This is a genomic window from Kitasatospora sp. NPDC001547 (assembly GCF_042894165.1).
Taxonomy (GTDB): domain Bacteria; phylum Actinomycetota; class Actinomycetes; order Streptomycetales; family Streptomycetaceae; genus Kitasatospora.
The window spans coordinates 133,926-158,104 of the sequence record NZ_JBIAVL010000003.1 but is presented as its reverse complement, the minus strand read 5'-3'; the positions used below and the strand labels follow the sequence as shown (position 1 = coordinate 158,104).

Sequence of the window (24,179 nt, the reverse complement as noted above, 5' to 3'; positions counted from 1 at the left end):
GCGGCCGCGCCGCCCGGGGCCCGGGGCCGCCGCCGGAATCCGGCGGCCGCCGTCCGCGTTGGACCCTGCGCCAGGATTCCCGACCCGCTGGAGCAGGCCGTGCTGTTCAACCGCCACAAGACCTCGCTCGTCCCCGCCGACGAGGCGCTGCCCGGCCGGGCCGCCCCGGCCTTCACCCTGACCGAGCCGCACACCGTGCTCGGGCACCCGCTGTCCGGCCCGTACCCGGAGGGCCTGGAGGTGGCCGACTTCGGTCTCGGCTGCTTCTGGGGCGCCGAGCGCGCCTTCTGGCGGCTCCCCGGCGTCTGGACGACGCTGGTCGGCTACCAGGGCGGCCACACCCCCAACCCGACGTACGAGGAGGTGTGCAGCGGGCTGACCGGGCACACCGAGGCGGTCCGGGTGGTGTACGACCCGGCGGTGATCTCCTACGAGCGCCTGCTGAAGACCTTCTGGGAGGCCCACGACCCGACCCAGGGCAACCGCCAGGGCAACGACGTGGGCACCCAGTACCGCTCCGCCGTCTACACCCACTCCCCCGCCCAGGCCGAGGCCGCGGCGGCCACCCGGGACGCGTTCCAGCCGTCGCTGACCGCGCTCGGTTACGGCCCGATCACCACCGAGATCGCCCCGGCCGGGCCGTTCTACCCGGCCGAGCCGTACCACCAGCAGTACCTGTCGGAGGCCAAGAACCCCAACGGCTACTGCGGTCTCGGCGGCACGGGGGCCTCCTGCCCGATCGGCGTGGCCCGCACCCGGGGCTGACCCCCGCCCCGGCCCGCCCCGGGGAGCGGCCACTCAACGTGACCCGTCCCCGATCGGGGCGCAGACTGGAAGGGCCAGCAGGGACGGCCCGGCCACCCGCTGGTGGCCGGGCCGTCCTCGTGGGAGAGGAGTGCGCCATGTCCGGTCTCTACCAGCGGAACTTCGACGATCCCGAGGAGGTCCGCCCCTTCGAGGAGGGCAAGGGGGAGCTGCGGCTGGTCAACCTGGACGGCGGCCCGGTGGGCCGGGCCGTGTTCGAGCCGGGTTGGCAGTGGTCCAAGCACGTGAAGCCGATCGCCGGGACCGACAGCTGCCAGGCCTCCCACGCCGGCTACGTGGTCTCCGGCCGGATGAGGATCGTCATGGACGACGGCCAGGAGTCCGAGATCGGCCCCGGGGACTTCATGACCTGCGCGCCCGGCCACGACGCCTGGACGGTGGGCCCGGAGCCCTGCGTGATCGTCGACTGGCAGGGCTTCGCGGACTACGCGAAGCGGTGAGCCGGTCGACGGCGAGCCGGGCGGCTCAGAGCACGGCCGGCGGCTGCTCCTCGGCACCGTCCACCGTGTGGCCGGCGCGACCGGCCAGCAGCCTGCCGTCGGTGTCGTAGGCCCCGACGGCGGGCGCCTTCCAGCCCGGCTGCGGTTCCGGTTCGACCACCGGCAGCACGGCGTAGTACCCGACCCAGTCCTTCATGCCCGCGGTGACGAGCAGGGTGGCGACGGTGACCCGGCCGCCCTCGAAGACCATGATCCTGGCCGGGGTCGGGCCCAGGTAGAAGCCGTGCACGAGGAGGCGGTCGGACGTCCGGCTGAGGTCCGTCAGGATGCCGGGCCGTTCGACCGGCAGCTCGGGGTCGCTCAGGTCGACGCACGACACGCCCTGGTAGCCGTCGGTCGTCCGGTCGACGGCGTCCTGGCAGTTCTTGGTCGCGGTCACCGACAGCCGGAGCCCGTCGACCGGCTCGACCTCCTGTCCGGCGGCGACCTTCCACACCGGCGAGAGCGGCGGCCTGCTCGGGGTCGCCTGCGGGGTGGGAGTGGCGGCCGTGGCGGTGGGCGTCGCGGTGACGGGCGGCGGGGACGCCGCCCCCGCCGGCGCAGCCGCGGCCGGCGCCGCCCCGCCCGCGACCTGCCCGGCGGGCCGGGCGCCTCCGGCCGTCACCGCGGTGATCCCGCAGACCAGGGCCACCGCCACGGCGGCCGCCCCGGTCCCGGCTCTGCGCCTGGCCCGGCGGCGTCGGGCGGCGGCGATGATCGGCACCGGGTCCGGCCCGATCACGTACGGGTCCTCGTCCTTGAGCAGTTCGCCGAGCCGGTCCTCGAAGCTCATACCGTCACCTCGATGCGCGTCGTGGGGTCCGCCGCCCCGCCGGAGCGGTCGGCGAGTTGGGGCAGGGCGCGCAGCTTGGCCATCGCCCGGTGCAGCGTGCTCTTCACGGTGCCCGGGGCGATGCCCAGTTCGGCCGCGATGTCGGCCTCGGCGAGGTCCCCGTAGTACCGCAGCACCACGACCGTCCGTTCCCGGCGGGTGAGGGTGCCCAGCGCCTCGTGCAGCAGGGCCCGCTCGGCCAGCCGTTCGGCGAGGTCCTCGGGGAACGGCTGGTCGGGGGTCTGCTCGGTGGGCAGTTCGTGGTTGCGCAGCCGGCGCCACCAGTCGCGGTGCTGGTTGACCACGATCCGGCGGACGTAGGCGCTCGGGTCGTCCGAGGTGATCCGGTGCCAGTTCAGGTAGGCGCGTTCCAGCGCGGACTGCACGATGTCCTTCGCCCGGTCCGGGTCCCCGGTCAGCAGTTCGGCCAGCCGCAGCAGCCGGTGGCCGTAGCCGGCCACGAACGCGCTGAACTCGTCGTCCTGGCGCTGTCTCCGCTCGCGTTTCACACCTCTTCGACTCCTCGGGCGGGCCGTGGGGTTCGGTCCTCCCGAGGAGTTCTTCCGACCGGATCGGGGAGCCGGGTCAGACGGCGCTGCCGGCCTTCCAGGCGGCCCAGCCCATGTTCCAGCCGTTCAGGCCGTTGTCCGGGGCGACCGTCTTGTCGCCGGAGTTCACGACCTCGACCACGTCGCCGATCATCGAGGACTTGTAGAACTTGTAGCCGTCCGTGCCGGTGTCCTGGGCGCCCTTGGCGTCCTGGAGGCCGATGCAGCCGTGGCTGGTGTTCTGGCCGCCGAAGATCGACGGCGAGGACCAGTAGTTGCCGTGGATGAAGGTGCCCGAGGTGCTGAGGCGCTGGGCGTGCGGCACGTCCGCGATGTCGTACTCGCTGCCCAGGTTGACGGTCTGCGAGTTCATCCGGGTCTGGGTGTACTGCTCGGAGATCACCATCTTGCCGCCCCAGGTGGTGTGCTCGGGCGAGCCGCCGGAGATCTTGTACACCGCGCTGACCTGGCCGTCGGTGGTGACGGTGAGCTTCTTGGTGGCGAGGTCGGCGACGCTGGTCTGGGCGCGGCCGATGGTGAAGCTCACGTCCTTGGACTGGGTGCCGTACACGCCCTTGGCGCCCTCGACGTCCTTGAGCCGGAGCTTGAGGGTGACCTTGGTGCCCTTGGCCCAGTACTCCTGCGGCCGGAAGTCGAGGCGGGTGCTGGAGAACCAGTGGCCGACGATCTCGACCCCCGGCTCGGCTATCACCGTGATCGCCTGCTGGACGGCCTTGCGGTCGGTGATCGGCTTGCTGAAGTTGATCGAGACCGGCATGCCGACGCCGACCGTCGAGCCGTCCTCGGGGGTGAAGTAGCCGACGAAGGTGTTGGCGGGGGTCGCCGTGGTGAAGACGGCGTTGGAGTCCGCCTCCAGCTTGTCCTTGTCGAAGGCGGTCGCGGCGACGGTGTACTTGGTGCCGCTGGCGGGGGCGGCGGCGGACGTCCAGCTGGTGCTGTCGGCCGAGAGCTGGCCGGCCAGCTCCTTGCCGGTGGTGTCGGTGACCTTGACGCTGCTCAGGGTGCCGTTGGCGACGGTGACCTTGACCGGCTCGCTGAAGCTCGCGGAGGCGGCGCCGTCGGCCGGGATGACGGTGATGACCGCGGCCGAGGTCTTCGGGGTGCTGCTCGCACCGCCGGAGCCCGGGGTGCCGCTCGCTCCGCCGGAGCCGGAGCCGCTGCCACCGCCGCTACCGCTGCCGCCGGTGTCGTCGTTGCAGGCCGCCAGCAGCAGGACGGGGGCGCCGATCAGTCCGGCGAGGACCCCGCGCCGGCTCCAGCTGCTTGCGGCCGCCCGTCCCTGACCGTCCCGTGCCGTCACGTCGCGTCTCCCTGCTGATCATCCCGGGCATTACGGATACAGAAACGCAATCCGCCCGTTCACGGTTCCATCACCGAAGAGTAAGCGATCGTATGAGATGACCCAACTTGCCAACGAACAGGGACGAAACGCCCGGCCCGCGAGGTGGACCGGGCGTTCGGGGGTGGTGACGGCGGGCGCCGTCGACCGGCGTCCGCGTCCTACTCGGCGGACTCGTCCACCTGGTACTCGTCCCACTCCTCGTTGTCCGGGTCGAACTCGGTCTGCGCCGACTCCCAGGTCGCCGAGGCGAGCTCCACGCCGGGCACCTCGCCCAGCAGGGCGACGGGGTCGATGAAGTGGGCGAGCGAACCCGACGGGTCCACCTCGATGGCCTCGACGGACTGGGCGCGCTCCTCGTCGTCGAGGTACTCGTCGGCGGTGACCGCCTCCAGGGCGGCCGCCTTGAGGGCGCCCTCGTCGGTGATCTCCGCGATGAGCTCGATCTTCACCCGGACGTAGCGCGGGGCGTCCTGGTCGGTCGTTTCAGTGCTGGTCATGCGTGCGAGCGTACGGGACGGCCACGCCCGGCGTGCGGCACGGGCGGCCGCCCGGAGCACACCCCGCGCGCCCGGCGCGAACGGCACGGACGGCGCGAACGGAAGGGCCGGTCCCTCGGAGAAGGACCGGCCCCACCGTTCCCCGCACGGGCTCCCCCACCCGGGAGCCACGGGGACACGCGCCGTGCGGCGCGGTTCCGCCGCGGGAGCCGCCGCACCCTGTCAGCCGGCCGGAGCCGGGCAGGGGCGGGACGACGGCGCCTCCCGCGACGGGAGGACACGGCGGCCGGGTCAGGGCCGCCCGACGTGTCCGGAGCCGACCGCGCCCGCCGGGGAGCCGCTCCCGGACGGTTGCCGTCGCCTCGTTCGGCGTCCTGCCGTTGACCACCACGATGCCCGAGCCGTGTTAACCACATGCTGCGGACAGGTGACGCCGGTGTACCACTTCCCCCGTGGACGAATCCTCCGCATCCATCCGCGGAAGGGCGGTACGACGGCGTGGCGGTGACGGGCCGTCGGTGGCCGGCCGTCTCGCCGCGCCGGGCCGGGCCGGGCCGGGCCGGTGACGGACTGTCGGCGGCGCCGGTCGGTGCCGCCGCGGTCGCACCGGCCGCGGGTCAGTGCTGGGCGCGCCCGGTCAGGAAGCCCAGCAGGTCCTGACGGGTGACGATGCCCTGCGGCTTGCCCTCGACCAGCACGACGGCCGCGTCGGCCTTCTCCAGCACGGTCATCAGGTTGGTGACGGTCTCGCCCGAGCCGACCACCGGCAGCGGCTTGGACATCACCTTGTCCAGCGTGTCGGTGAGCTCGATCTCCTTGGCGAAGATGCCCTCCAGCAGCAGCTTCTCCACCACCGAGCCGATCACCTCGCCGGCCATGATGTCCGGGTGCCCGGCGCCCGGGGAGACCACCGGCATCTGCGAGACGCCGTACTCGCGCAGCACCCGGACCGCCTCGGCGACCGTCTCGTTCGGGTGCATGTGGACGAACTGCGGGACGCCGCCCTGCTCGATGGACTCCTTGCGGGCCAGCACCTCGCCGATGTGCGCCTCGTCCGTGGAGGAGGGCAGGAAGCCGTAGTCGGCCATCCAGTCGTCGTTGAAGATCTTCGACAGGTAGCCGCGGCCGCCGTCCGGCAGCAGCACCACCACGACGTCGTCCGGGCCGAGCTTCCTGGCGACCTCCAGCGCGGCCACCACGGCCATGCCGCAGGAGCCGCCGACCAGCAGGCCCTCCTCCTTGGCCAGGCGGCGGGTCATCTGGAACGAGTCCTTGTCGGAGACGGCGACGATCCCGTCCGCGACGGAGCGGTCGTAGGCGGTCGGCCAGAAGTCCTCACCGACGCCCTCGACCAGGTACGGACGGCCGGTGCCGCCGGAGTAGACCGAGCCCTCCGGGTCGGCGCCGATCACCTTGACCTTGCCGCCGGAGACCTCCTTCAGGTAGTTGCCGGTGCCGGAGATGGTGCCGCCGGTGCCGACGCCCGCCACGAAGTGGGTGATCCTCCCGTCGGTCTGCTCCCACAGCTCCGGGCCGGTGGAGTGGTAGTGCGAGGCCGGGTTGTCCGGGTTGGAGTACTGGTCCGGCTTCCAGGCGTTCGGGGTCTCCCGGACCAGGCGGTCGGAGACGTTGTAGTACGAGTCCGGGTGCTCCGGGGCGACGGCGGTCGGGCAGACGACCACCTCGGCGCCGTACGCCCGCAGGGTGTTGATCTTGTCCGTCGAGACCTTGTCGGGACAGACGAAGATGCACTTGTAGCCCTTCTGCTGGGCCACGATCGCCAGGCCGACGCCGGTGTTGCCGGAGGTCGGCTCGACGATGGTGCCGCCGGGCTTGAGGGCGCCCGAGGCCTCCGCGGCCTCGATCATGCGCATCGCGATGCGGTCCTTGACCGAACCGCCGGGGTTGAAGTACTCGACCTTCGCCAGCACTGTCGCGCTGATGCCCTCGGTGACCTTGTTCAGCTTGACCAGCGGCGTGTTGCCGACCAGATCGATGATCGAATTGTGGTACCGCACGGGGGTCCTCCCGGTCTCTGGGCGTGCGAGTGCTTCTCGGTACTGCAAAGCCTAGGGCGTGGCAACCGCCCCGTGGCTCCCCTCCGGCTCGCGGCCACCAATGGCCCACCTCCGCCGACGCCCCCGGTACTCCCGGCCCGCGTGCGGGTAAGAGCGCTGTGCAGGCGTTGCCGTGGCCCGGAGGGGCCGGCAGGGAGCACGGGAAGGGGGCACCGGATGCCAGGGGCACAGGACTCGCGGGCCCGGGTGGCCCGTCGGATCGCCACCGCGGCGGCCTACGGCGGTGGCGGACTCGGGCTGCTCGGGGTGGGCCTGGTCGGCCTGCTGGTGACCGAGAGCAAACTCGCCGTCCAGGCCATCGGCGTCCTGGAGACCCACCCGCCCAGGGCCGACGGCGTCTACGGGGAGGCCTTCGCCGACCGCGCCGCCGCCCCGCAGGCCCCGCTGGTCCTGGCCGTCCTCGGCGACTCCACCGGCGCCGGCCTCGGGGTGGCCCGCTCCGGTGAGACCCCGGGCGCGCTGCTGGCCGCCGGCCTCGCCTCGGTGGCCGAGCGCCCGGTCCGGCTGGTCAACGTGGCCCGCTCCGGCGGACGCTCCGCCGATCTCTCCGGCCAGCTGGAGCAGGCGCTGCCGCACCGTCCGGACGTCGCCGTGATCATGATCGGCGCCAACGACGTGACCCGGCACAGCCCGGCCCAGCTGGCCGTCCGCCAGCTGGGCGAGGCCGTCGCCGCGCTGCGCGCCAACGGCTGCGAGGTGGTCGTGGGCACCTGCCCGGACCTCGGCACGATCAAGCCGGTGCGGCCGCCGCTGCGCTGGGTGGCCCGCCGGCTGAGCCGGCAGCTGGCCGCCGCGCAGACCATCGCGGTGGTGGAGGCGGGCGGCCGGACGGTCTCGCTGGGCTCGCTGCTGGGCCCGGAGTTCGCCGCGCGCCCGGAGATGTTCGCCGCCGACCGCTACCACCCCTCCGCCCAGGGCTACGCGACCGCCGCGATGGCCGTGCTGCCCTCGGTCTGCGCCGTGCTCGGGCTCTGGCCGGAGGAGGAGCGCCCGGCCGCGGCCGTCCCGGGCGGCACCGTGCTGCCGGTCGCGGTGGCCGCCGCCGCGGCGGCCGGTCGGGAGGGCACCGAGGTGGCGGCCGTGCCGGCGGAGGGCACGGGCCGCCGCTGGGCCCAGCTGAGGCACCGGCTGCGGATCCACCCGGCCACCCAGGAGGACGGGAAGGAAGCCGGTGCGGCCCCCGGGAACACGTCGGCCAGCTCACACACCGGCGCGGGTGACGCCTGATCTACCAGACGGTAACTTTCCTCCCGGACGTCAGGTCCGCCGTCACTCAGCGAGGAGCCCGCCATGCCCGAAGCCGTCATCGTCAGCGCCGCCCGTTCGCCGATCGGCCGGGCGTTCAAGGGCTCGCTCAAGGACGTCCGGCCGGACGACCTGACCGCCCACATCATCCAGGCCGCGCTGGCCAAGGTGCCGGAGCTCGACCCGCGCCAGATCGACGACCTGATGCTGGGCTGCGGCCTGCCCGGCGGCGAGCAGGGCCACAACCTGGCCCGCATCGTGGCCGTCCAGATGGGCATGGACTACCTGCCCGGCGCCACCATCACCCGCTACTGCTCCTCCTCGCTGCAGACCACGCGGATGGCACTGCACGCGATCCGGGCGGGCGAGGGCGACGTCTTCGTCTCGGCCGGTGTGGAGACCGTCTCGCGCAGCGTGAACGGCACCTCCGACGGCCTGCCGGGCACCATGAACCCGCTCTTCGACGAGGCCCAGGCCCGCACCAAGAAGCGGGCGGAGGAGGGCGGCGGCGAGTGGCACGACCCGCGCGAGGACGGCCTGGTGCCGGACGCCTACATCGCGATGGGCCAGACCGCCGAGAACCTGGCCGCGCTCAAGGGCGTCACCCGCGCCGAGCAGGACGAGTTCGGCGTCCGCTCGCAGAACCTCGCCGAGGCCGCCATCAAGGCCGGCTTCTGGGAGCGCGAGATCACCCCGGTCACCACGCCGGACGGCACCGTGGTCAGCACCGACGACGGCCCGCGCGCCGGCGTCACCCTGGAGGGCGTCTCGGGCCTGAAGCCGGTGTTCCGCCCGGACGGCACCGTGACCGCCGGTAACTGCTGCCCGCTGAACGACGGTGCGGCCGCGCTGGTCATCATGTCCGACACCAAGGCCCGCGAGCTCGGCATCACCCCGCTCGCCCGGGTGGTCTCCACCGGCGTCAGCGCGCTCTCCCCCGAGATCATGGGCTACGGGCCGGTCGAGGCTTCCAAGCAGGCGCTCCGGCGGGCCGGCCTGACCATCGGCGACATCGACCTGGTCGAGATCAACGAGGCCTTCGCCGCCCAGGTCATCCCGTCCTACCGCGACCTCGGCGTCGACCTGGACAAGCTGAACGTCAACGGCGGCGCGATCGCGGTCGGCCACCCGTTCGGCATGACCGGCGCCCGGATCACCACCACCCTGATCAACTCCCTGCAGTGGCACGACAAGCAGTTCGGCCTGGAGACCATGTGCGTCGGCGGCGGCCAGGGCATGGCGATGGTGCTGGAGCGCCTCAGCTGACCCTCCGAACGCACTCCGAAGGGTCTGGACCACCCATTTGGAGTGACGCACCGTAATTGAGGGCCGGATCACACCGCGAGGTCGATCCGGCCCTCTTTTCTTTCGTTTCCGGCCCGGAAATCGACACTGCGGAGCGGATCAACTCCACTGCGTAGAACGGTGTTACCTAACAATTTGGGGACAAGAGCGAAAGTCACGGACCAATCGGGCATTCGCCCCTGCGGTAACACCCCCGGATGCGGCAGTGTGGACACGTAACCCCGTTCCGCTCCTCGCTAGGAGTACGTTCCGTGAGCGCCGTCTACACCATCCTGCTGCTGATCCTGATCACCGTGTCGACCGCCGTGCTGCTCCACCTCCGCGGACTCTCCCGCCGACTGGACGCGCGGACCGCGGCCCCGGCCGTGCCCGCCCCGGTGGACGAGGCCGCGATACGCCGGGCCGTCGCCGAGGCGCTCGCCGCCGACCGCGAGCGGGAGATCACCGAGGCCCGGGCGTTCTGGGCCGAGCAGGAGGCCCGCGCGGCCGAGGACGCGCCGCTGTTCGACTCTCCGTTCTCCGGTGCGTTCTCCGGCACCGACGAGTGGCCGCTCTTCTTCCCCCGCCCCACCAGCCCGCAGGACGCCGTCGACAACGCCGGGACGATGGACCCGGAGTTCGGCGAGGCGCTGCGCTCCGCGCTGGAGGACCTGATCGGCGAGGGCGGCTCCGCCCCGGCCGCGCCCGGCACCGACGGCGGCGTGCCGCTGCGCCCCGGCCACCCGGTCGGCGAGACCAAGGAGGCCCGGGCCCGCCGCGAGGCCGACCTGCTGGCCACCGGCCTGGAGGCCGGGCTGCTGGACACCGACCCGGCCGTCGAGGAGGCCGCCGTCGCCGCGCCCGACCCGCGCCGCCACCCCTCGCACCCCGACTTCGTGCCCAGCCAGGCGCCGTCCCGGGAGTGGACCGACACCCGGCTGGCCACCCTCGCCGAGGAGGCCGTCGCCCTGGTCGACGTCCGCCCGGGCCCGCTGGGCACCCTGGACGTGTACGCCTTCGCCGACGGCACCACGCTCTGCGTGGCCCCGGGCGACCGGGAGGCCGCCTACCGGCTGATCGACGCGGTCCGCGCCGGTGAGCACGTCCGGCTGCTCGGCGGCTCGCGCTTCTCCGGCTCGTACTCGCTGACCTTCTCCACCGACGAGGAGGCCGTGTACGTGCTGGCCGACCGGGTGGTCGCCAGCATCTGACGCAGGCTCACCGGCGCGCGGCTCACGGCGTGCCGAAGGCCGGCCCGGGTCAGGGGGTTACGACCCGGGCCGGCCTTCCGCCTGTCCGGCTCCGTCCGCCGCGCGCCCGTCCGCGCTCAGCCGCAGAGGGCCGCCGTCTCCCGCACCGCGGCCACCGCCGCGGCGAGCACCTCGGCCGCCGCCACCGGGCCGTCCGGCAGCGCCACCTCCGCGTCCTCCGGCAGCGCCGCGAGCGCGGCCGCCAGGTCGTGCCCGGCGACGGCCAGCTGGTCCCCCACCGCGAAGGCCCCGGCGTCCGGGAGCTCCCGCCGCGGGCCGCCCTCGGCCGCCAGCGCCGCCCCGGCCAGCCACCGGGCCAGTTCCAGCCCGGCCGCCGCCCGCGAGGGGTGCCCGGGCACGGCGCCCAGCAGCTTGCTCTGCGGCAGCGAGCGGAAACGATCCGCCAGTTTCTCGACGGCTTCGACCAGGTGCTCTACGTCATGCATGACAGCGAGCCTAGGCGAGAAAGCCGCCGGGCCCCGGAGCGAGTGCTCCGGGGCCCGGCGGCAGTGGTTCACGGCGGGAGGGGCCGTCAGTCGTCGCCGCGCAGGATCGCGATCAGGCGCAGCATCTCCATGTAGATCCAGACCAGCGACAGGGTCAGCCCGAAGGCGGCCCGCCACGACTCCCGCTGCGGGGCGCCCTGGGCGATGGCCGTCTCGATCTCCGCGAAGTCCAGCGACAGGAAGAAGGCGCCCAGGCCGATGCCGACCAGGCCGACCACGATGCCCAGCGGGCCGGAGCGCAGCCCCATGTCGGCGCCGAAGGCCGAGGCGACCACGTTGACCAGCATCAGCAGCACGAAGCCCATGGCGATCGCGATGCCGATCCGCTGGTAGCGCGCGGTGACCCGGATCCGGCCGCTCTTGTAGGCGAACAGCATCGCCGCGAAGACCGCCGCGGTGCCCAGCACGGCCTGGATCACGATGCCGTTCAGCATGGTGTTGAAGGCGTGCGAGACGGCGCCCATCGCGAAGCCCTGGAGGGCCGCGTAGGTCAGGATCAGCGGCGGGCTGACGCTGCGCTTGAAGGAGACCACCAGGCCGACGACCATGGCCACCAGGCTCGCGGCGATGGCGAAGCCGAAGTTCTCGAACGGCAGCGCGAACCAGGCCACCGCGCCGGCGACGACGAGGGTCAGCAGCGTCATGGCGGTGCGGGCGACCACGTCGTCCAGCGTCATCCGCCCGGTGGCGGCCGGACCGGCCGACGGGCCGTTGTACAGCTCGTAGAGCTGCTCGTCGGTCATCGGGGCCTGGCCCGGCTGCTGGGCGTAGGGCGTCCCCGCGTAGGGGTTGTTGCCGTACGGGCTCCCGGCCTGCGCGGTGGTGCCGAACCCCGCGTAGCCGGTGTCGCGGGTGAAGGACCCCTCCCGCGAGAAGACCGGGTTGCTGCTTCTCATGTGCTCATTCCCTCCGTGGCGGCACTGCACCGCTCCTTGCACAAGGGTAATGGCTTGGCAAAAATTCCGGGATACGCCGCGAGGAGGATCCGGTGAACAACGTCCGGCGGGGACGCCGTCGGCGCCCCCGCCGGGTGAATCGGTGCCCGGAGCCGGACTCGAACCGGCACGGCCTCGCGGCCAAGCAGTTTTAAGCTGCCCGTGTCTGCGTTCCACCATCCGGGCGTCTGCGAGACCCCCCTGAGCCTAGTCGCCCGGCTCACCCTTTCGCATGTTCCCAGCCCCGGAAGTTGTCATGTTTCCTTGCCATCTGACGAACTGTCCGGGATTCGGCCACGAAGGATATCCGTTCCGGCCATCCCGTCGCCTCAGGGTTCACGTCATACCGCAGGAGGAGGGGCCCACCCCTGCCGTACGCCCAGCGGTGGTAGGGCCAACCGTCCGGCGGAGCGACGCAGGACCATGATCAGGTCACGGAACATGGAGGTACAAGTCCGCGAGCACAAGGAGCCCCCCGTGACCACGTCGACCGCAACCGCCGTCCGCACCGGCCTGGCGGCCGCCCGAGCCACCGGCCTGAACAAGGTCTACGGGGAGGGGGAGACCCGCGTCGTCGCCCTCGACAACGTCAGCGTGGTCTTCCCCCAGGGCGAGTTCACCGCCATCATGGGCCCCTCCGGCTCCGGCAAGTCCACCCTGATGCACTGCATGGCCGGCCTCGACACCGTCACCTCCGGCTCCTCCACCATCGGCGACACCGAGCTCGTCGGCCTCAAGGACAAGCAGCTCACCCAGCTGCGCCGCGACCACATCGGCTTCATCTTCCAGGCCTTCAACCTGCTCCCCACCCTGACGGCCCTGGAGAACATCACGCTCCCGATGGACATCGCCGGCCGCAAGGTCGACAAGCCCTGGCTGGACCGCGTCGTCGACACCGTCGGCCTCTCCGGCCGCCTCAGCCACCGCCCCTCCCAGCTCTCCGGCGGCCAGCAGCAGCGCGTCGCCTGCGCCCGCGCCCTGGCAGGCAAGCCCGACATCATCTTCGCCGACGAGCCCACCGGGAACCTCGACTCCCGCTCCGGCGCCGAGATCCTCTCCTTCCTGCGCAACTCCGTGCGCGAACTCGGCCAGACCGTCGTCATGGTGACCCACGACCCGGTCGCCGCCTCCTACGCCGACCGCGTCGTCTTCCTCGCCGACGGCCGGATCGTCGACGAACTCCACAACCCCACCGCCGACACCGTCCTGGACCGCATGCGCCGCTTCGACGCCAAGGGCCGCACCAGCTGACCCCGCCGCAGCCGTAGCCCGCTCACCGACCCCCTTCCCAGGACACCCCATGTATCGCACCGCACTGCGCAACGTGCTGGCCCACAAGGGCCGACTGCTGATGACGGCGCTGGCCGTCATGCTCGGCACCGCCTTCGTGGCCGGCACCATGGTCTTCTCCGACACCTTCGGCAAGGCCATGCGGGACAGCAACTCCAAGAGCTACTCCGACGTCTCGGTCCAGGTGGTGGACCGCGCGGCCGGCTCCACCGCCTCCGCCCGGCAGAAGAGCGAGAGCGGCTCGGCCACCCTCACCGACGCCACCGTCCAGCAGCTGGCCGCCCTGCCCGGCACCGCCGGCGCCCGCGGCGTGGTCAGCGGCTTCACCGGCGTCGCCGACAAGAAGGGCGACCTGATCGGCCAGGTCTGGGCCGCCAAGGGCGCCAACTTCGCGCCGGGCCAGGACGGCAAGGACCCGCGCTACCCGATGGTCGAGGGCCAGGGCCCGAAGGCCGCCAAGGAGGTCGCGCTCGACCGCAGGACCGCCGACAAGGGCGGCTACAAGGTCGGCGACACCGTCCGGGTCGCCGCCAACGGCCCGGTCGTCGAGGCGAAGCTCACCGGCGTCTTCACCACCGACGACCCGGTCGTGAACACCGGCGGCACGCTCACCCTGTTCGACAAGGCCACCGCCCAGCAGACCCTGCTGGAGCCGGGCCGCTTCAGCAGCATCGTGCTCACCGCCAAGGCCGGCACCAGCCAGGACGCGCTGCTCGCCGAGGTCCAGCCCAAGGTGCCGTCCGGCCACCAGTTCGACGTCGAGACCGGCGCCAAGCTCAAGGCCGACGAGCAGGAGCTGATCACCCAGGGCACCAGCAGCATGCGCACGATGCTCCTGGTCTTCGCCTTCATCTCGCTCTTCGTCGGCATCTTCATCATCGCCAACACCTTCACCATGCTGGTCGCCCAGCGCACCAAAGAGCTGGCCCTGCTGCGCGCCATCGGCGCCAGCCGCAAGCAGGTCACCCGGTCGGTGCTGATCGAGGCCCTGCTGATCGGCACCGTCTCCGCCGTGGCCGGCCTGCTCGCCGGCATCGGTATCGGCGCCGGGATGCAGTCGCTGATCGGCTCGCTGAACGAGAACATGCCGAACGGCTCGCTGGTGATCAAGCCGCTCACCGTGGTGGTGACGGTCGTGGTCGGCGTCGTGGTGACGGTCATGTCGGCCCTGCTGCCCGCCATGCGCGCCTCCCGGATCGCCCCGGTGGCCGCGATGAGCAGCGGCGACCAGCCGGTCTCCCAGAAGAGCCTGGTGGTCCGCAACACGATCGGCTCGGTGCTCGCCGGCGGCGGCCTCGCGCTGATCGGCTACGGGGCCTCGCTGGGCAACTCCGACGGCCGGCTGCCGGTCGGCCTGGGCGCCTTCCTGGCCCTGATCGGCGTGTTCGTCCTGCTGCCGCTGCTCTCCCGTCCGGTGGTCGCGCTGGTCGGCCCGCTGCTGCGCGGCCTCGGCGGCACCCCGGGCAAGCTCGCCCAGCAGAACGCGGTGCGCAACCCGCGCCGCACCGCGGCCACCGCCGCCGCGCTGACCATCGGTCTGACCCTGGTCACCGGCCTCACGGTGATCGGCGCCTCGGTCAACGACACCGTCGACCGGGCCGTCACCAGCTCGATGAAGGCCGACTTCATCATCGGGGCCGCCAACGGCATGAGCCTGTCCGAACAGGTGCCCGCCCAGATCGCCAAGGCTCCCGGGGTCGCCGCCTCCTCCGCGATGACGACCGCGTACTGGGAGCTCAACGGCACCACCAAGGCGGTCAGCGGCCTGGACGCCGCCGTCCTGGACCAGCTCGCCGACGTCGAGCTGACCAGCGGTTCGACCGCCGGCTTCGGCAAGGGCCAACTGCTGCTCGACGAGGACGCCGCCAAGAAGCTGAACGCCACCACCGGCTCGGTGCTGGACGTCGCCTTCCCGGACGAGACCACCGGCCGGCTCACCGTCGGCGGCGTCTACAAGTCGGGCGGCATGCTCGGCCCGGTCATGCTGGCCAACAGCGAGATCGCCGAGCACGAGCCGAAGCCGTACATCTCCGACGTCCTGGTCAAGGGCCGGGACGGCGCCACCGACGGCCTCAAGCAGTCGCTCAAGGACGCCACCGGCGCCAACCCGGTGATCGACGTGAAGTCCAAGCAGGACGTCCGGGACGAGTTCAGCCAGACCATCACCTTCGCGCTGAACCTGATGTACGGCCTGCTGGGGATGGCGGTCCTGATCGCGATCCTGGGCGTGGTCAACACGCTGGCGATGTCGGTCTTCGAGCGCAAGCGCGAGATCGGGATGCTGCGGGCGATCGGCCTGGACCGCTCGGGCATCAAGCGGATGGTCCGTCTGGAGTCCGTCGTGATCTCGCTGTTCGGCGCCGGCATCGGCCTGCTGCTCGGCTGCTTCATCGCCTGGGCGATCAACGGCACCCTGAAGTCCAGCCTCTCCGGGCTGACCACGGTCCTGCCGTACGGCCAGCTGGCGCTGTTCCTGGCGCTGGCCGGGGTGGTCGGCCTGGTGGCCGCGATCTGGCCGGCCCGCCGGGCGTCCAAGCTGGACATCCTGTCGAGCATCAAGACCGACTGACCGGTCCCGCGACGAGAAAGGTCCCCTGCCGGAGGGTTTCGGCAGGGGACCTTCTACTTCTGTACTCCGCCCGGTCGCACGGCCGGCTGAGCACCACGGAGGTCGTGGTCCGGCAACGCTGCCGGGCGGAGGGCCTCCGACTCATACCCCGGTGCTCCCACACCGGGGTCTCAGTCGCCTACTTGCTCGCGAGTTCCTTGTCGGCGGCCGGCTTGGCGGCCTCGACGGGCTTGGTGGGCGGAGTGACCTCCTGGATCGGCAGCTGCGGCCGCTCCATCTGGGAGAGGCCGACCATCTCGCGCTTGAGGAACATCGCGAGCGTCCAGTCGGTGAAGACGCGGACCTTGCGGTTGAAGGTCGGCACCATCGCGCCGTGGTACAGGCGGTGGAACCACCAGGCCGGACGGCCCTTCAGCTTGTACTTGCCGAAGAGGATCGCCACGCCCTTGTGCAGGCCGAGACCGGCGACCGCACCCAGGTTCTTGTGCTTGTACTCCTTCTGCGGGAAGCCGCGCATGCCGGAGATCACGTTGTCGCCGAGGACGACGGCCTGGCGGCAGGCGTGCTGCGCGTTCGGCGGGCACCAGGCGCCCTCGCCCGCGGCGAGGTCCGGCACCTGGGCGTTGTCGCCGGCGGCCCAGACGTAGTCGAAGCCCTGGACCTGGAGGGTCGGCGCGGTGTCGACGTGGCCGCGCGGGCCCAGCGGCAGGCCGAACTCGGACAGCACCGGGTTCGGCTTCACGCCGGCCGTCCACACGATGGTGGAGGCGTCCATCTCCATGCCGTTCTTCAGCATGACGTGGCCGTCGACGCAGGAGTCCATGGAGGTCTCGATGTAGACCTCGATGTTGCGCTCCTCGAGCTTCTCCTTGGTCCACAGACCGAGGTCCGGGCCCATCTCGGGGAGGATGCGGTTGGCCGCCTCGACCACGACGAAGCGCATGTCGTCACGGCTGACGGTCTTGTACAGCTTGGCCGCGTCGCGGGCCATGTCCTCGATCTCGGCGACCGTCTCGATGCCGGCGAAGCCGCCACCGATCACGACGAAGGTCAGCGCCTTGCGGCGGACCTCCGGGTCCGTGGTGGACTCGGCCTTGTCGAGCTGGGCCATGACGTGGTTGCGGAGGCCGATGGCCTCCTCGACCGTCTTCATGCCGATGCCGTTCTCCGCCAGACCCGGGATCGGGAAGGTGCGGGAGACCGAGCCGGTCGCGACGACCAGGTACTCGAAGGGCAGCTCGTAGCTGTCGCCGGCCGCCGGCTGGATGGTGGCGACCTTGCGGGCGTGGTCGATGCCGGTGACGGACCCGGTCAGCACCTCCGCCTGCTTGAGGGCGCTGCGCAGCGGCGCGACGAGGTTGCGGGGCGCGACGTTGCCGCCGGCCGCCTCGGGGAGGAAGGGCAGGTACGTCATGTACGACCGCGGGTCCACGACCGTGACGGTCGCTTCGCCGTAACGCATCTTCTTGAGGATGCGCATCGCGGCATACAGGCCGACGTAACCACCGCCGACAATGAGGATGCGAGGACGCTCCGTGGTGCTCATATCCGAAAGTATCCAGCACCGTCCGGAGCAGCCTTCGTGAGGCCGGTCACAAGTTGACGGACCCCCCGTGCTACACTGCGCGGCCGCAAAAACGGGCCCGGCACGGCGGCCTCCACCCCTGGACGGCCCCGCGCGGACGCGCGCCGGAGCACCACCGGCCTGAGCAGCAACGATCCGCACAGGGCCGGGGTTCCCGCGCGTGATTTCGATTTTCAAACCTCAACCGAGGCCTGGCCTGCGATCCCATGGGCCATTCCGCCGACGGGCCTTCGGTCCCACATTTCGGACGTAGCGGGCGAGCCGGTGCCGCGAATGGCCGGATCGCCATGTGAAGAAATTCACGAACTTTTCCGGCCGGGCCGGGCGCGCTCCGGCCCCGACCCCCCGAAAGGGGTGCCGGGGCCGGTTCGGGTAAGTCCCGCACTGGGTCAGCGGGCAATACCCCAGGCGATGCCGTCGAGGATGTCGTGCTCGCTGACGACCACCTCGGCGGCGCCGGTGCGCTCCATGATCTCCAGCAGCTCCAGCGCCCCGGCCGCGATCACGTCCACCCGGCCCGGGTGCATCGACGGGATCGCCGCCCGCTCGGCGTGGGTGGCGGCCAGCAGCCACCGGGTGATCTCGGCGACCCGGTCCCGGCCGATCCGCGAGTGGTGGATCGCCTCGGAGTCGTAGCCGGGCAGGTCCTGGGCGATCGCGGACACCGTGGTGACCGTCCCGGCCAGGCCCACCAGGGTGGCCGCGCCGGTCAGCGGGACCACCTCCTCGGCCCGGTCCAGCTCGGCGCGGACGTGCGCCCGGGCGGCCGCGACCTGCTCCTCGGAGGGCAGCTCGGCGTCGCCGAAGTACCGCTCGGTGAGCCGCACGCAGCCGATGTCCACCGAGCGCGCCGCCTGCACGTCGTCCGTCCCGAGCACGAACTCGGTGGAGCCGCCGCCCAGGTCGAACACCAGGTACGGGCCGGGGAACTGACCGCCGGTCAGCTCCTTGGTGGCGCCCACGAAGGAGAGGTGCGCCTCCTCCTCGCCGCTCACCACCTCGGGCTCGACGCCCAGGATGTCGCGCACGCCCTTGACGTACTCGTCGCTGTTCTCGGCGTCCCGCGAGGCGCTGGTGGCGACGAAGCGGACCCGCTCGGGGCCCACGCCGAAACCGGAGATGATCTCCTGGTACTCCCGGCAGGCCGCGAAGGTGCGGGCCAGCGCGTCCGGGTGCAGCCGACCGGTCCGGTCCACGCCCTGGCCCAGCCGGTTGACGATCATCCGGCGGTCCAGGTCGGTGATCGCGCCGGTCTCGGGGTCGAGGTCGGCGACCAGCAGGCGGATCGAGTTGGTGCCGCAGTCGATCGCGGCCACGCGGGTCGTGCTCACTCGGACTCCTGCTCCGCCGCGGCCTCCTCGGCGGCCCGCTTCCTCGCGGCGCGCTCGGCGGTCTTCTGCTCCTTGGCCGCGATCACGGCCTCGTGGTCCTGCTCCTTGGCGCGGTTGCGGGCGACCCGCTCACCGGCGGCCTCGACCTCGGCCGGGGAGACGCACGGGCCCTTGGCCCACCAGTCCTCCAGCATGCCGATCGCCTCGTCGCCGAGCGGGTTGACGCCCTCGCCGGCCGCCAGCGAGTGGCCGACCAGCACGTGCAGGCACTTCACCCGGTCCGGCATGCCGCCGGCGCTCGGGAAGCCCTCCAGCACCTCGATCGCGTCGCGCCGGGCGATGTAGTCCTCGTGCGCCCTCTGGTAGGCGGCGGCCAGCTCCGGGTCCTCGGCGAGCCGGGCGCTCTGGTCCTTCATCACGCCCTCCGCCTCCAGGGTGCCGATCAGCGAGGCGGCCTTGGGGCAGGTCAGGTAGTAGAGCGTGGGGAACGGCGTGCCGTCCGGCAGCCGGGGCGCCGTCTCCACGACGTCCGGGTTGCCGCAGGGGCAGCGGTGCGCCACGCCGCGCAGGCCGCGCGGCACCCGGCCGAGCTGGGCGGCGATGGCCGCGACGTCGGCGTCGGAGACGGTGGGGTGGTTCTCAGTGGTCATGGGGGGAGGTGTCTCCAACGGGGGACGGTGGGAGGGGAAGGGGGGTGGCGGGGGCCGCCGCGGCGGTGTCGGCGGCGTCCACCGAGTCCCAGATGCTGGCGTACCAGGGCTTGGCGGCCTGCGCCGTACCGCCGGAGGAGGCGGGCGCGGCGGGCACGGAGGATCGGGCGCCCTGGCCGGCCGGGTCCACCGCGATGTACGGGGTCTCCTCCGGCACCGCGTAGTGCAGCCGGGCGCGGGCCTGCGCCTTGACGTACTCCGGGTCCTGCCAGCGGGCCTTCTCCCGGCGCAGCTGCTCGACCTGCTGGCGCGCGTGGTCGGCCTTCGCCCGCTGGGCGGAGATCTCGGCGCGCTGCGAGATGAACTGCCGCGTCGGGTAGGCGAGGATCGCCACCAGTGAGCAGAGCACCAGGACGAGGACGGTCGCCCGGCTCGTGAACCGGGGCCGGGCGGAAAAGCCCGGGATCCTCCAGCCAGCCATCTCCCGTATCCCCTCCTGGTCGCGACGGTGCCCCGCCGTCCACCCTACGGGGTGAACGGCGGGGCACCGGTCAGGCGTGCGCTACCGGGAGCGCCCGGCCCTCGTGCGGGCCGTGCGCGTCAGCCCTCGTGCTTGAAGCGCGGGAAGGCGCCGCGGCCGGCGTACTCGGCGGCGTCGTCGAGGATCTCCTCGATGCGCAGCAGCTGGTTGTACTTGGCGACGCGCTCGGAGCGGGCCGGGGCACCGGTCTTGATCTGGCCGCAGTTGGTGGCGACGGCCAGGTCGGCGATGGTGACGTCCTCGGTCTCGCCGGAGCGGTGCGACATCATGCAGCGGTAGCCGTTGCGCTGGGCCAGCTCGACGGCGTCCAGGGTCTCGGTCAGCGAGCCGATCTGGTTCACCTTCACCAGCAGCGCGTTGGCGGTGCCGGTCTCGATGCCGCGGGCCAGGCGGGCCGGGTTGGTGACGAACAGGTCGTCGCCGACCAGCTGGACCTTGTCGCCCAGCTTGTCGGTCATGGCCTTCCAGCCGTCCCAGTCCGACTCGTCCAGCGGGTCCTCGATGGAGACCAGCGGGTACGCGGCGACCAGCTCGGCGTAGTACTCGATGAGCTCGGCGGAGGTGAGCTCCTTGCCCTCGAACTGGTAGGCGCCGTCCTCGTAGAACTCGGAGGAGGCGACGTCCAGGGCCAGCGCGACGTCACGGCCGGGCACGTAGCCGGCCTTCTGGATGGCCTCGACGATGAGGTCCAGGGCCTCGCGGTTGGAGTCCAGGTTCGGGGCGAAGCCGCCCTCGTCGCCCAGGCCGGTGGACAGGCCGCGCTCCTTCAGCACGCCCTTGAGCGTGTGGTAGACCTCGACGCCCCAGCGGACGGCCTCGGAGAAGGACTCCGCGCCGATCGGGGCGATCATGAACTCCTGGATGTCGACGTTGGAGTCCGCGTGCGAGCCGCCGTTGAGGATGTTCATCATCGGGACCGGCAGGACGTGCGCGTTCGGGCCGCCCAGGTAGCGGAACAGCGGCAGGTCGCTGGCCTCGGAGGCGGCGTGCGCGACGGCCAGCGAGACGCCCAGGATGGCGTTGGCGCCGAGCGAGGACTTGTCCGGGGTGGCGTCCAGGTCCAGCATGGCCTGGTCGATCAGGCGCTGCTCGGTGGCGTCGTAGCCGACCAGCTCCGGGCCGATCTGCTCGATGACGGCCAGGACGGCCTTCTCGACGCCCTTGCCGAAGTAGCGGTTCTTGTCGCCGTCGCGCAGCTCCAGGGCCTCGAAGGCACCGGTGGAGGCACCCGACGGGACAGCGGCACGACCCGTGCTGCCGTCGTCGAGGCCGACCTCGACCTCGACCGTGGGGTTGCCGCGGGAGTCGAGGATCTCACGGGCTACGACGACATCGATGGACGGCACGAGGCATCTCCTTGCGGAAGCAGGGTCCGGTCTGACGGTGGTGCTGTCAGCAGGACGATTGCGGAGTCGTTACGACCAGAGCCTAACCGCCCGGGCTCCCGGGGCCACGTCCGCCTCGGTCCCGTCTCAACGTGTGGCCCCGCTACGCACCGGTAGTTCACCTGCTTGCCCCAGCTTGTCCCACCGGAGCGGGCGAATGCGGACGAAGGGGACCGGTAGGACCGGTCCCCTTCGGACGGCGGGGTGGAACGGTGTCGGCGTCGGGCGCCGACGGGCGTCGGCACCGGGCCCGACGGCTCAGCCGAGGTGCAGCACCTGGCCGGGCATGATCAGGTTCGGGTCGCCGCCGACGGTGGCGTGGTTCTGGTCGTACAGCGCGTGCCAGCCGCCGGACACGCCCTGGGCGGCGGCGATGGTCGACAGGGTGTCACCGGCGCGCACGGTGTAGTCGTGGCCGGTGGCCTGCGGGGCCGACTGCGCGGCCTGCGGGGCGTACTGCGGCTGGGCGGCGGCCTGGCCGGCGTACTGCTGGTAGACGCTCTGGTGGCTGGTCCAGTACCAGGCGCCGTTGTTCTGGTACCAGTACACCTTGGCGTCGGCGTCCCAGCCGGCATGACCGGAGAAGCCCGGAGCCTGCGCCTGCTGCTGCGGGGCGGCCTGCTGGACCGGCTGCGCGGCGGGCCTCTGCACCGGCTTCTGGGCGACGGGCTGCTGCGCGACCGGCTTCTCGGCCGGCTTGGCGGCGGGCTTCGGGGCCTGCTGCTTGGCGGCGGACTGCGGCTTGGCGTCCGAGGAGGTGTCGACCACGGCCGGGGCGCCGCCCTTGGTCAGACCGGCCTTCTGGGAGCAGACCGGCCAGGCGCCCGGGCCCTGCGAGGCCAGGACCTTCTCGGCGACCGAGATCTGCTGGGCCTTGCTGGCCTGGTTGGCCTGCGCCGCGTAGGCGGTGCCGCCGTACGCCTTCCAGGTGCTGGAGGTGAACTGGAGGCCGCCGTAGAAGCCGTTGCCGGTGTTGATGCTCCAGTTGCCGCCGCTCTCGCACTGGGCGACGGAGTCCCACGTGGAGGCCGGGGCGGCGGAGGCGCCGGTGGCGGTGAGGAGCGGCATCGCGAGTCCGACGCCGGCCACACCGGCGACGGCGATGGCCTTCTCGGTCTGGGTGCGACGACGGTGGCGGCCAGTTCCAACGAACAGCATGAAGAGGTCCCTCTCCGCACGCCTGCGAGGTGAGCTGTCGGGTTCGGACCGGGAGGTGGCCCGGCCGCCGTACGCGGAAACGATTCCGCTCAGGCGGCTTCACCCCAAGCCGTGGGAGACGGCAACAAACCTGGTTCCCCCGCCCCTGCCCAGGGTCTGGTCGGTTTCCCGTGGCGCGGCGGGCAGGATTCGGCGTTCCGCGCACGAGGTCCGCAGCTGCGAACTCCAGGGAGAGTAGACAGATCATCAGACCGATCACAAGCTCATATCGCAGATATCACACGACAATTACGGCCCGTATCCGATCGCCTACCAACGGCGGCGTTATGTCCGGATTGATGGGTGTTCACACCCCGTCGGCGGGCGGTCGGCGACCTCTATCAGCGCGGTCTCAGCCTGTCGCGGGCCCGGACGGGGCCTGCGGAGGGGTGTGCGGAGGGGTGTGCGGGGAGCGGCTCTCCGGGCTGAATTCCACCGGCAGTTCGCGCAGCCCACGCATGATCAGACCGCCGCGCCAGCGCAGGTCATCCGGGCTTTGCGCGAGCCGCAGGTCCGGCAGCCGGGAGAGCAGCGTGGCCAGCGCGGCACGTCCCTCCAGCCGGGCGAGCGGGGCGCCGATGCAGTAGTGGATGCCGTGCCCGAAGCCCAGGTGGGGGTTGTCCGTCCGGGCCAGGTCCAGGGTGTTCTCGGCCGCGAACCGGGCCGGGTCGCGGTCCGCCGCCGCCAGCACCACCAGCACCGGGTCACCGACCGGGATGTCCACCCCGCCGATGGTCAGCGGGCGGGTCGCGAACCGCCAGGTCGCCAGCTCCACCGGCCCGTCGTAGCGCAGGAGTTCCTCGATCCCGGTCTCCAGCAGCGCGCTCTCCCCGCGCGCCACCGACTCCTGCAGCAGCCGGCGCTGCTCCGGGTTGCGCAGCAGCGCGTACGTGCCGTTGCCGATCAGGTTCACGGTGGTCTCGAAGCCCGCGAAGAGGAGGATGAAGGCCATCGCCGCGGCCTCGTTCTCGGTCAGGTGCTCGCCGTGGTCACTGGCCCGGATCAGACCGGAGATCAGGTCGTCCCCGAGGTCCGCCCGCTTGCGGTGGATCAGCTCCAGCAGGTACGCCCGCATCCGCTTCACCGCCCGCCCCACGCCGCCGCGCTGGCTGCCGCCCTGGCCCGGCTTCGTGTGTCGCAGCATCATGCCGGCCCAGTCGCGGAAGTCGTCCTGGTCCTCGGACGGCACCCCGAGCATGTCGCAGATCGCGTAGATGGGGAGCGGGAAGGCGAACTCGTGGATCAGGTCCGCCGAACCGCGCTGCGCGAAGCCGTCGATCAGCCGATCGGTGAGCTGCTGCACCCGCGGCTCGAACTCGGCCACCCGGCGCGGGGTGAACGCCTTCGACACCAGCCGGCGCAGCCGGGTGTGGTCCGGCGGGTCGATGTTCAGCAGGTGGGTCATCAGGTCCGCCTGCCGCTCCCCGGGGATGCCCACCCGGCCGGTGCGGTGCGCCTGCTCGCTGTGGTGCGCCGGGTTCTTCGACAGCCGGCTGTCCGCGAGCGCCTGCCGGGCGTCCGCGTACCGGGTCACCAGCCAGGCCTCGACGCCGCTCGGCAGCGTGGTGCGGTGCACCGGGGCGTGCTCGCGCAGCCAGGCGTAGGCGGGGTACGGGTCGGCGGCGAACTCCCAGGTGAACAGCTGCGGGGCGGGGGCGTCGGACGGCGCGGCGGCGGGCCGGGCGGGGTGGGGCTGAGCTGGCATGGATCGACCGTATCCGGTGCGACGGGACCGCCCTCCCTCCGACGGACCGCCTCCGGCGCGCCCGACGGCCGGTGGCCGGTCGGT

20 protein-coding genes, 1 tRNA gene, 1 pseudogene and 1 riboswitch are annotated in these 24,179 nt (G+C 72.1%); of the genes and pseudogenes, 7 read left to right on the top strand and 15 right to left on the bottom strand.

Annotation, left to right across the window (positions count from 1 at the left end):
- Positions 1–99 precede the first annotated feature (99 nt).
- Together msrA and ACFY0X_RS06460 are read left to right on the top strand one after the other, a co-directional pair.
- Positions 100–765: a peptide-methionine (S)-S-oxide reductase MsrA gene (gene msrA, locus ACFY0X_RS06465; RefSeq protein WP_387749646.1), complete on the top strand. Its 666-nt coding sequence runs from the start codon at positions 100–102 to the stop codon at positions 763–765.
- Between the two features lie 137 nt (positions 766–902).
- Complete coding sequence (locus ACFY0X_RS06460; RefSeq protein ID WP_387749643.1) at positions 903–1,265, top strand: cupin domain-containing protein; 363 nt, start codon at positions 903–905, stop codon at positions 1,263–1,265.
- 25 nt (positions 1,266–1,290) lie between these two features.
- On the opposite strand, the gene ACFY0X_RS06455 is transcribed toward ACFY0X_RS06460, so the two are convergent.
- From ACFY0X_RS06455 to ACFY0X_RS06435, 5 genes are all read right to left on the bottom strand, one after another.
- On the bottom strand, positions 1,291–2,097 hold the full coding sequence (locus tag ACFY0X_RS06455; RefSeq protein WP_387749640.1) for a hypothetical protein: 807 nt from the start codon (positions 2,095–2,097) through the stop codon (positions 1,291–1,293).
- Positions 2,094–2,645 (bottom strand): SigE family RNA polymerase sigma factor, encoded by a 552-nt coding sequence (locus ACFY0X_RS06450; RefSeq protein WP_387749637.1) that lies wholly within the window; start codon positions 2,643–2,645, stop codon positions 2,094–2,096. The genes ACFY0X_RS06455 and ACFY0X_RS06450 overlap by 4 nt, the downstream gene beginning before the upstream one ends.
- A 76-nt stretch (positions 2,646–2,721) precedes the next feature.
- Positions 2,722–4,005 (bottom strand): Ig-like domain-containing protein, encoded by a 1,284-nt coding sequence (locus tag ACFY0X_RS06445; RefSeq protein WP_387749634.1) that lies wholly within the window; start codon positions 4,003–4,005, stop codon positions 2,722–2,724.
- Positions 4,006–4,205: 200 nt separating this feature from the next.
- Complete coding sequence (locus ACFY0X_RS06440) at positions 4,206–4,544, bottom strand: hypothetical protein (RefSeq protein WP_387749632.1); 339 nt, start codon at positions 4,542–4,544, stop codon at positions 4,206–4,208.
- 617 nt (positions 4,545–5,161) lie between these two features.
- Entirely contained in the window at positions 5,162–6,562 is a 1,401-nt protein-coding gene (locus ACFY0X_RS06435) for a cystathionine beta-synthase (protein ID WP_387749629.1), read from the bottom strand.
- Positions 6,563–6,778: 216 nt separating this feature from the next.
- On the opposite strand from ACFY0X_RS06435, the gene ACFY0X_RS06430 reads away from it, so the two are divergent.
- The 3 genes from ACFY0X_RS06430 to ACFY0X_RS06420 all read left to right on the top strand — a co-directional run bounded on the left by ACFY0X_RS06430 (position 6,779) and on the right by ACFY0X_RS06420 (position 10,362).
- On the top strand, positions 6,779–7,849 hold the full coding sequence (locus ACFY0X_RS06430) for an SGNH/GDSL hydrolase family protein (protein WP_387749627.1): 1,071 nt from the start codon (positions 6,779–6,781) through the stop codon (positions 7,847–7,849).
- Between the two features lie 63 nt (positions 7,850–7,912).
- Entirely contained in the window at positions 7,913–9,133 is a 1,221-nt protein-coding gene (locus tag ACFY0X_RS06425) for an acetyl-CoA C-acetyltransferase (RefSeq protein WP_387749624.1), read from the top strand.
- A 290-nt stretch (positions 9,134–9,423) separates the two neighbouring features.
- Complete coding sequence (locus ACFY0X_RS06420; RefSeq protein WP_387749621.1) at positions 9,424–10,362, top strand: hypothetical protein; 939 nt, start codon at positions 9,424–9,426, stop codon at positions 10,360–10,362.
- A 116-nt stretch (positions 10,363–10,478) separates the two neighbouring features.
- On the opposite strand, the gene ACFY0X_RS06415 is transcribed toward ACFY0X_RS06420, so the two are convergent.
- From ACFY0X_RS06415 to ACFY0X_RS06405, 3 genes are all read right to left on the bottom strand, one after another.
- Positions 10,479–10,847 (bottom strand): hypothetical protein, encoded by a 369-nt coding sequence (locus ACFY0X_RS06415; RefSeq protein ID WP_387749618.1) that lies wholly within the window; start codon positions 10,845–10,847, stop codon positions 10,479–10,481.
- An 86-nt stretch (positions 10,848–10,933) separates the two neighbouring features.
- Positions 10,934–11,803, bottom strand: a complete 870-nt coding sequence (locus ACFY0X_RS06410; RefSeq protein ID WP_387749616.1) for a Bax inhibitor-1/YccA family protein — start codon at positions 11,801–11,803, stop codon at positions 10,934–10,936.
- A 143-nt stretch (positions 11,804–11,946) separates the two neighbouring features.
- Positions 11,947–12,028, bottom strand: a tRNA-Leu gene (locus ACFY0X_RS06405).
- 291 nt (positions 12,029–12,319) lie between these two features.
- Here ACFY0X_RS06405 and ACFY0X_RS06400 point away from each other — a divergent pair.
- Positions 12,320–13,093, top strand: a complete 774-nt coding sequence (locus ACFY0X_RS06400; protein WP_387749613.1) for an ABC transporter ATP-binding protein — start codon at positions 12,320–12,322, stop codon at positions 13,091–13,093.
- Positions 13,094–13,142: 49 nt separating this feature from the next.
- Positions 13,143–15,701, top strand: coding sequence for an ABC transporter permease (locus ACFY0X_RS06395; RefSeq protein ID WP_387749611.1), 2,559 nt, complete (start codon positions 13,143–13,145; stop codon positions 15,699–15,701).
- 178 nt (positions 15,702–15,879) lie between these two features.
- On the opposite strand, the gene ACFY0X_RS06390 is transcribed toward ACFY0X_RS06395, so the two are convergent.
- The 7 genes and pseudogenes from ACFY0X_RS06390 to ACFY0X_RS06360 all read right to left on the bottom strand — a co-directional run bounded on the left by ACFY0X_RS06390 (position 15,880) and on the right by ACFY0X_RS06360 (position 24,095).
- Complete coding sequence (locus ACFY0X_RS06390; protein WP_387749608.1) at positions 15,880–17,247, bottom strand: NAD(P)/FAD-dependent oxidoreductase; 1,368 nt, start codon at positions 17,245–17,247, stop codon at positions 15,880–15,882.
- Positions 17,248–17,675: 428 nt separating this feature from the next.
- Entirely contained in the window at positions 17,676–18,617 is a 942-nt protein-coding gene (locus tag ACFY0X_RS06385; RefSeq protein ID WP_387749605.1) for an exopolyphosphatase, read from the bottom strand.
- Between the two features lie 128 nt (positions 18,618–18,745).
- Positions 18,746–19,285: pseudogene (locus tag ACFY0X_RS06380) on the bottom strand (DUF501 domain-containing protein); the annotation flags it as partial.
- Positions 19,257–19,748: a septum formation initiator family protein gene (locus tag ACFY0X_RS06375; protein ID WP_387749602.1), complete on the bottom strand. Its 492-nt coding sequence runs from the start codon at positions 19,746–19,748 to the stop codon at positions 19,257–19,259. The gene ACFY0X_RS06375 and the pseudogene ACFY0X_RS06380, both read right to left, overlap by 29 nt.
- A 119-nt stretch (positions 19,749–19,867) precedes the next feature.
- Positions 19,868–21,154: a phosphopyruvate hydratase gene (gene eno / locus ACFY0X_RS06370; RefSeq protein WP_387749599.1), complete on the bottom strand. Its 1,287-nt coding sequence runs from the start codon at positions 21,152–21,154 to the stop codon at positions 19,868–19,870.
- Between the two features lie 297 nt (positions 21,155–21,451).
- Positions 21,452–22,351, bottom strand: a complete 900-nt coding sequence (locus ACFY0X_RS06365; protein WP_387749596.1) for a transglycosylase family protein — start codon at positions 22,349–22,351, stop codon at positions 21,452–21,454.
- Positions 22,352–22,356: 5 nt separating this feature from the next.
- A riboswitch (cyclic di-AMP (ydaO/yuaA leader) is annotated at positions 22,357–22,523 on the bottom strand.
- 219 nt (positions 22,524–22,742) lie between these two features.
- Positions 22,743–24,095: a cytochrome P450 gene (locus ACFY0X_RS06360; RefSeq protein ID WP_387749593.1), complete on the bottom strand. Its 1,353-nt coding sequence runs from the start codon at positions 24,093–24,095 to the stop codon at positions 22,743–22,745.
- Between the last annotated feature and the right edge of the window lie 84 nt (positions 24,096–24,179).